This is a genomic window from Streptomyces sp. NPDC014861 (assembly GCF_043081625.1).
Classification (GTDB): Bacteria; Actinomycetota; Actinomycetes; order Streptomycetales; family Streptomycetaceae; genus Streptomyces.
This window is the reverse complement of sequence record NZ_JBIBWV010000017.1, coordinates 145,207-151,845: the sequence shown is the minus strand read 5'-3', so window position 1 is coordinate 151,845 and position 6,639 is coordinate 145,207. Positions and strand designations below refer to the sequence as shown.

The window sequence follows — 6,639 nt, the reverse complement described above, 5'->3', positions numbered from 1 at the left end:
GACTTCTCGTCCACACAGAGCACCAGGGCCTTCTCCGGCGGGTCGAGGTAGAGACCGACGACGTCACGGACCTTGTCGATGAACAACGGATCCGTCGAGAGCTTGAACGTCTGAGCCCGGTGCGGGGCCAGGGCGAACGCCCGCCAGATCCGCGAGACGGTCGACTGGGACATGCCCGTTGCCGCGGCCATCGACCTCGTCGACCAGTGGGTGGCGTTCTTCGGGGTCTCCTCGAGCGTCTTGACGATCACCCGCTCGACGTCGGCGTCGGTGATCTTCCGCGGGACGCCGGGCCTGGGGTCGTCGCACAAGCCGTCCAGGCCGCGTTCGATGAACCGGCGCCGCCAGGTGCGGACCGTGTCCGGAGTGATCCGCAGCCGGCGGGACACCTCCATGATCGAGTGGCCCTCGGCGCACTCCAGCACGATCCGCGACCGCAGTGCCAGAGCCTGGGCCGTCGAGCGGCGACGCAACCAGCCCTCCAGCACAGCCCGCTGGGCATCAGTGACCGACAACGGCGGAATCTTCGGACCCGGACGACTCATGCCCAACCAACGACAAATCTCCGACTCAGGTCACTAGCCCAGCAGGGCGTAGACCGCGGTGGCGTGGGCGGCCGGCTCGGCGGTCCCCTCGGCGGTCATCGTGATGTCGGCGAAGGCCATGCGCCTGCCCAGCTTGGTGAGGCGGGCGCGGATCAGGACGTCGGCGCCGAGGACCGCCCGCTGGAAGCTGGTGGACTGCTGGACGGTCGTCATCGGGACGAAGCCGCCGCGGGCCGCGGAGACGGCGATCACCGTGGCGGTGTCGGCCGCGGCCATCAGGGCCTGGCCGGAGATCCCGCCGCCCTCGCGCGCCAGCCGGTCGGACCAGGGGAGCCGCAGGACGGCCTCGTGGCCGTCGACGGAGTCGACCGTGAGGCCCAGGTCCAGGACCCAGGGGGCGAAGTTGTCGGCGAGGATCTTCTCGGCGGCGGCGGGCGTCAGCGCCGCGGTGTCAGGGAGCGTCACGGCGTCATTGTGCGGCGGCGGTCCGGGGGCGGGCAATGGTGCCGCGGCGCGGCCGGTAGCCGGGGAGCGAGCGGCCGAGCTGCCGAAGGGCGTAGTGCGAGCGGGACTTGACCGTGCCGGCCGGGATCCCGAGGTCCACGGCGGCCTCGTTGACGGTGAGGCCGTGGAAGTAGAGCCGGACCAGCACCGCACGGTGCTCCGGGCTCAGCTCGCGCACCGCCGCCCGTACGTCCAGCGCCGCCTCGGCCGACTCGGTGGCGTCCGAGGGGTCGGGGGTCACCGCGAGCACTCCGTCGCCGATCTCGGCCGGCCGGGCCAGCCGGGAGCGGCGGGCGTCGATGGCCAGACGGCGGGCCACGGTGAACAGCCAGGGCCGCATCGAGGCGTAGGCGCCGCTGAACGCCTCGGGGTGGAGCCAGGCCCGCACCAGCGTCTCCTGGGCGAGGTCCTCGGCGCGCTGGCGGTCGCCGTAGGTCAGCCCCAGGAGGAAGGAGAGCAGGGCGGGGCCGTGCTCCCGCTGGAGTTCCTGGAGCGTCCGCTCGTCGGTCGTCCCCGCCGCCGCCGCCGTCGTCGCCGCCGTCATGAGAGCACCACCCTTCCCCGCCCGCTCGGCGGTTCGTCGTCCGCGCCGTATACGAACGCATCCGGGCGGACGGGGACAGGGAGTGGACAGCGGTGTGCGACGAACGGTCGTAACGAGCGGCGAATGGCACGCCGAGCGGTCGGGCGACGGTCGGGCGGGGGGCGTACGTCCGATTCGGTGGGGTTCGGCGGCGGGCCCGGCGGGTCCCTTGACTGCGGCCCGCCCGAAGGATGAATTCGGCAGAACAGATGTTCTTCCTATGATCGGGGTGGCAGTCGTCATGACCGCAGGCACCAGACCGGTACGCGCCCGACTCGCCCGCGTCGGCTCCACCGTCCTCGCGGGTTCCCTGCTCGCCGTCGTCGCCGCGTGCAGCCAGGGCGGCCTCGACGGCGGCAGCCGCTCGTCCGGCGGTGCGCCCGGCTCCACCGCGCCCCGGCCCGCCGCACCGGCCGGGCCGGCCGGCTTCACCCTGGTGGCCTCCGGCGACGTGCTGCCGCACGACTCGATCATCCGCCGCGCCGCGTCCGACGCGTCCGGCGGCGGCTACGACTTCCGCCCCATGTTCGCCGGGGCGAAACGTATCGTCTCCCGCGCCGACCTCGCGATCTGCCACATGGAGACGGTGTACGGGGAGAACGGCGGGCCCTACACCGGCTACCCCGCCTTCAAGTCCCCGCCCGAGGTCGCCACCGCCCTGAAGGCCACCGGCTACGACTCCTGCTCCACGGCCTCCAACCACACCCTCGACGACGGCGCGGCCGGCCTCGCCCGCACCCTCGACGCCCTGGACGCGGCCGGGGTCAGGCACGCCGGCTCGGCCCGCACCGCCGCCGAGGCCGCCCGCCCCACCCTGCTCAAGGCCGGCGGCGCCACCGTCGCCCAGCTCGCCTACACCTACGACACCAACGGCTACCCGCTCCCCGCCGGACAGCCCTGGGCGGTGAACCTCCTCGACGAGGACAAGGTGATCGCCGACGCCCGCGCGGCCCGTGCCGCCGGCGCCGACGTCGTCGTGGTCAGCGTCCACTGGGGATCCGAGTGGGAGACCGCCCCCGACGACCGGCAGCTCTCGCTCGCCCGCTCGCTCACCGCCTCCCGGACGGCCGGCCGCCCCGACATCGACCTGATCATCGGCACCCACGCCCACGTCCCCCAGGCGTACGAGAAGGTCAACGGCACCTGGGTGATCTACGGCATGGGCGACCAGATCGCCGGCGACATGATCAACCACCAGGGCGTCTCCGACCCGCGCGGCAACCAGAGCAGCATCGGCCGCTTCACCTTCGCGCCCCCGAAGAAGGCCGGGGCGCGCTGGGAGGTGACCGCGGCCGAGTTCCTGCCCCAGTGGTTCGACACCGGGCGCGGCCGGATCGTGGACCTCACCGCCACCGACGGCACCGATCCCCGGCACGCGGAGATCCGGGAGACGATCCGGCAGGTGGTGCTCGGCCGGGGCGCCGACAAGGACGGTCTGAAGCCCGGCAGGTGACGGGCCCTCGGAGCGCGCGCCCTCCCGGTGCGGGGCGGCGCGCGCCGAGGGCGGGGAGCCCCGCCGTATCGGCCCATCGGGTGCATTCGGGCGGCGGACCGGTGTCGGTCGGGGGCCTGGATCCCTCCCCGGACGAACTATTGGTCATGAAAAACGATCAGCAGCCTACGGGGCGGAGGTCGGTGCTGCGCCTGGCCGCCGGCCTCGGCGCCACCGTCGCGGCCGGCGCCTTCGCCCTCGACCGGCTCGGCACCGGCGAGAGCGGCGGCGCCGGAACCGCCGCCGCGCCCCCGGCGCCGTCCGGCGCCCCGGGCCCCGCCGCCGGACCGCCCGCCTCCTCGCCCCGGCTGCGGCCCTCCGCGTACCGCCTCCAGCCCATGACCGCGTACGCCCCCGCCGCCCGGCCCCGGGCCCTCCCCCCGGTCCGGCGGCGGCCCTTCCTCTCGCTCACCGGCGTCGGCCGCTCCATGGTGCTCACCTTCGACGACGGCCCCGACCCCCGCTACACCCCCGCCGTCCTGGCCACCCTGCGCCGCCACGGCTGCCGGGCGATGTTCTTCGTCTGCGGCGAGATGGCCGTGGAGAACCAGGACCTGCTCCGGGAGATGGCCGACGACGGGCACGTGGTCGGCAACCACTCCTGGTCCCACCCGCTCGTGCCCCGGCTGCGGCCCTCTCGCATCCGCGACGAACTCGGCTCCACCAGCGAGGTGGTGGAGCGCGTGCTGGGCGCCGCGCCGCTCTGGTACCGGGCGCCCTACGGCGCGTGGAACCGGCACTCCTTCGAGATCGGCGCCGAGCTGGGCATGGAGCCGCTCGCCTGGTCCGTGGACACCCTCGACTGGAAGGAGCCCGGCACCGGCACCATCGTCCGCCGGGTCCTCGACGGAGCGGGCGACGGCGTCATCGTCCTCTCGCACGACGCCGGCGGCGACCGCTCCCAGAGCGTCGCCGCCCTCGACCGCTACCTGCCCGCACTCCTCGACGCCGGCTACACCATCACCGTGCCGCGCCGCTGACGGCGCGTGTCCCCACCGGTCCGGGGCCCAGGGGTGCCCGGCGCCCGCGCGCGGCGTTCCGGTCCTCCGGGAGGTCCCGGCGTGCACGCGGTGTTCCGGTCCGGAAGGGGCCCAGGTCGCCGCGCGCGGTGTTCCGGTCCGCGAACGCCCGGAGCGGCCGAACCGGGGCCGGCCGCTCCCGGACCGGGCCGCCGCTCCTGCGGTCCGGACCATCGTCTGGTCGAAGACACCAGGCCCGGGCGGCGCGCTTGGAGCAAGGGCCACAACCTGTGGGCGCGGGGCGCCATATGCCCCGAGCCAGGGCAGAATTTCGGACGCCCTGTCCAAAAGCAAAGAGGAAATTCCGTGCGACCAAGACTCTTCGGCGCGACCGCCAGCGTGGCCGCACTCGGCCTGCTGGGCTCCCTCGTCACCGCCTGCGGCTCCTCCGCGGAGAGCGACGGGACGACGCTGCGCCTGGTGGCCGCCGAGTACGGCACCAGCCCGGGGACCAGCTCCCGGGCCTACTGGGACAAGCTGACCGCAGCCTTCACCGCCGCCCACCCCGGCAAGAAGGTCGAGGTCACGCTCTACCCGTGGGACGACGTCGACCGCGAGGTCACCCGCCTGGTCGAGGAGGGCGACGCCCCGGACGTGGCCCTGATGGGCGCCTACTCCGACTTCGCGGCACAGGGCCGGCTCTACGCCGCCGGCGAGCTGCTGTCGATCAGGGCGGAGGCCAACTTCCTGCCGCCGCTCGCCGAAGCAGGCTCGGTCGACAACGCCCTCTACGGCCTGCCGTTCGTGGCCAGCAGCCGGCTGCTGTTCTACAACGAGGAGCTGTTCGACAAGGCCGGCGCGGAGCCGCCCCGGACCTGGGCCGACCTCCAGGAAGCGGCCGGCAAGCTGAAGAAGGCGGACGTCCCCTACCCGTACGCCCTGCCGCTGGGTCCCGAGGAGGCGCACGCCGAGGCCCTGATCTGGCTGCTGAGCAACGGGGGCGGCTACGCGGGCGGTTACGGCGGCTACAGCATCGCCTCCGAGGAGAACGCCCAGACCTTCCGCTGGATCAGGGACAAGCTGGTCACGCCCGGCCTGACCGGTCCGGTCCCGCCGGGCGAACTCAACCGCAAGGACGCCTTCGCCGCCTTCCTGCGCGGCCAGGTGGGCATGCTCAACGGCTACCCGTCGCTCCTGCACGAGGCCAGGGCCAAGGGGATCAAGGTCGGCACCCTCAGCATGCCGGTCTCGGACACGCTGGAGGACTGGAAGGAGCCGCCGGCGGCGGGCGTCGCCGACTGGATGATGGCCTTCAAGCGGGACGGCAACCGCGAACTCGTCGGATCCTTCCTGGAGTTCGTCTATGAGGACAAGAACCTCAACGAGTTCGCCGACCGCTACCACCTGCTGCCCTCGACGGTCTCGGCGAACCAGGCCTCCAGGGGCGTGGCGACCGACCCCAGCGAGACCCAGTTCCTCGAGGCCCTGCGCGGCGCCGAGCTCTACCCCGTCAACGAACCGTCGTGGCTCCAGGTCAGCGACACCGTCAAGCGGAACATAGGCAGGGCCGTCGCGCCCTCCGCCGACCCGAAGGCCGTCCTGGAGGACATCGCCCGCGACGTCGAGGACATCACGAAGAAGCCGTAGGGGCGGCCGGAGCGGGTCAGACCTCGCGCCACTTGGCCTGGCCGAAGGAGAAGACGCCGAACAGCACGAGCCCGACCGCCACGGCGACGAGCAGCCACGGCCCGGCGGGGGTCTGGGCGAACGAACGGATCGTGTCGTCCATGCCCTTGGCCTCGTCCGGGTCGAACGTGTACGCCGCCCTGACGCCGAACCAGCCCGCCGCCGCGAAGACGAGCCCGCGCCCGACACCCCCGGCGATGCCGGTGGTGTCCATGAAGCGCCGGGCCCCGCGGGACATCCGCTCCCACTCCAGGTGCTTGCGGTACCTGCGGGCCACGGCGCTGCCCGCCATCCACAGACCGGCCGCCATGAAGCCGACGGCGGCCGCGCCGACCCACCACTGCCCGCCCGGCAGGGCGAGCAGCCGGCCGGTGATGTCCCGGCTCTGCCGGTCGCTCGAACCGGCCCCGCTGCCGCCCGCGCCGGCGGCGAAGGAGAACACCAGGAAGGAGCTCACGCCGTAGAACACGCAGCGGGCCCCGGACATGGCCCGCTTGCCCGCGCCGTCGCCGTCCGGACCCGCGGCGCCGAACACCGCCTCCGACAGCCGCCACAGGGCCATGCCGGCCAGTCCCAGCCCCAGGGCCCACAGCAGCACGGCGCCGAACGGGGTCCCCGCGACCTCGGCCAGGGCCCCGCCCCGGTCGGCCTGCTCACCGGTGCCGGTGAGGCCGATCCGTACGGCCAGTGCTCCCACCAGCAGGTACAGCACTCCGCGCGCCATGAAGCCCATCCGGGCTCCGACCCGCACGGCGCCACCGCGCGCCGTCCTTCCCACCACCGTCGCCGGCGAACTCGCCGTGGTCATGTCCGCTCACTCCCCTCCTGGTCGAGGAGCTTCGGGTTCCCCCTGTGCACCGCCCTAATCCC

7 protein-coding genes are annotated in these 6,639 nt (G+C 73.7%); 3 read left to right on the top strand and 4 right to left on the bottom strand.

The window, feature by feature from the left end; all coding sequences use genetic code 11:
* From ACF1BN_RS27680 to ACF1BN_RS27670, 3 genes are all read right to left on the bottom strand, one after another.
* A partial coding sequence (locus ACF1BN_RS27680; RefSeq protein ID WP_392334309.1) for an IS630 family transposase occupies positions 1–545 on the bottom strand: 545 nt, incomplete at its 3' end.
* Between the two features lie 33 nt (positions 546–578).
* The gene (locus tag ACF1BN_RS27675; protein WP_360321157.1) at positions 579–1,010 is read right to left on the bottom strand and encodes a PaaI family thioesterase; all 432 of its coding nucleotides are present in this window, start codon (positions 1,008–1,010) and stop codon (positions 579–581) included.
* A 4-nt stretch (positions 1,011–1,014) separates the two neighbouring features.
* Complete coding sequence (locus ACF1BN_RS27670; protein WP_392334308.1) at positions 1,015–1,593, bottom strand: sigma-70 family RNA polymerase sigma factor; 579 nt, start codon at positions 1,591–1,593, stop codon at positions 1,015–1,017.
* Positions 1,594–1,873: 280 nt separating this feature from the next.
* Here ACF1BN_RS27670 and ACF1BN_RS27665 point away from each other — a divergent pair, with 280 nt between their 5' ends.
* From ACF1BN_RS27665 to ACF1BN_RS27655, 3 genes are all read left to right on the top strand, one after another.
* Complete coding sequence (locus tag ACF1BN_RS27665) at positions 1,874–3,085, top strand: CapA family protein (protein WP_392334307.1); 1,212 nt, start codon at positions 1,874–1,876, stop codon at positions 3,083–3,085.
* A 146-nt stretch (positions 3,086–3,231) separates the two neighbouring features.
* Positions 3,232–4,104 (top strand): polysaccharide deacetylase family protein, encoded by an 873-nt coding sequence (locus tag ACF1BN_RS27660; protein WP_392334306.1) that lies wholly within the window; start codon positions 3,232–3,234, stop codon positions 4,102–4,104.
* Positions 4,105–4,449: 345 nt separating this feature from the next.
* Positions 4,450–5,730: an extracellular solute-binding protein gene (locus ACF1BN_RS27655; RefSeq protein ID WP_392334305.1), complete on the top strand. Its 1,281-nt coding sequence runs from the start codon at positions 4,450–4,452 to the stop codon at positions 5,728–5,730.
* Positions 5,731–5,746: 16 nt separating this feature from the next.
* Here ACF1BN_RS27655 and ACF1BN_RS27650 read toward each other — a convergent pair whose 3' ends face one another.
* On the bottom strand, positions 5,747–6,577 hold the full coding sequence (locus ACF1BN_RS27650; RefSeq protein ID WP_392334304.1) for a DUF1206 domain-containing protein: 831 nt from the start codon (positions 6,575–6,577) through the stop codon (positions 5,747–5,749).
* Positions 6,578–6,639: the final 62 nt, after the last annotated feature.

What these genes read in the sequence shown, in the direction of transcription:
- ACF1BN_RS27670 (WP_392334308.1), bottom strand. Translation starts at nt 1,593, where the DNA reads ATGACGGCGGCGACGACGGCGGCGGCGGCGGGGACGACCGACGAGCGG.
- ACF1BN_RS27665 (WP_392334307.1), top strand. Translation starts at nt 1,874, where the DNA reads ATGACCGCAGGCACCAGACCGGTACGCGCCCGACTCGCCCGCGTCGGC.
- ACF1BN_RS27650 (WP_392334304.1), bottom strand. Translation starts at nt 6,577, where the DNA reads ATGACCACGGCGAGTTCGCCGGCGACGGTGGTGGGAAGGACGGCGCGC.
- ACF1BN_RS27660 (WP_392334306.1), top strand. Translation starts at nt 3,232, where the DNA reads ATGAAAAACGATCAGCAGCCTACGGGGCGGAGGTCGGTGCTGCGCCTG.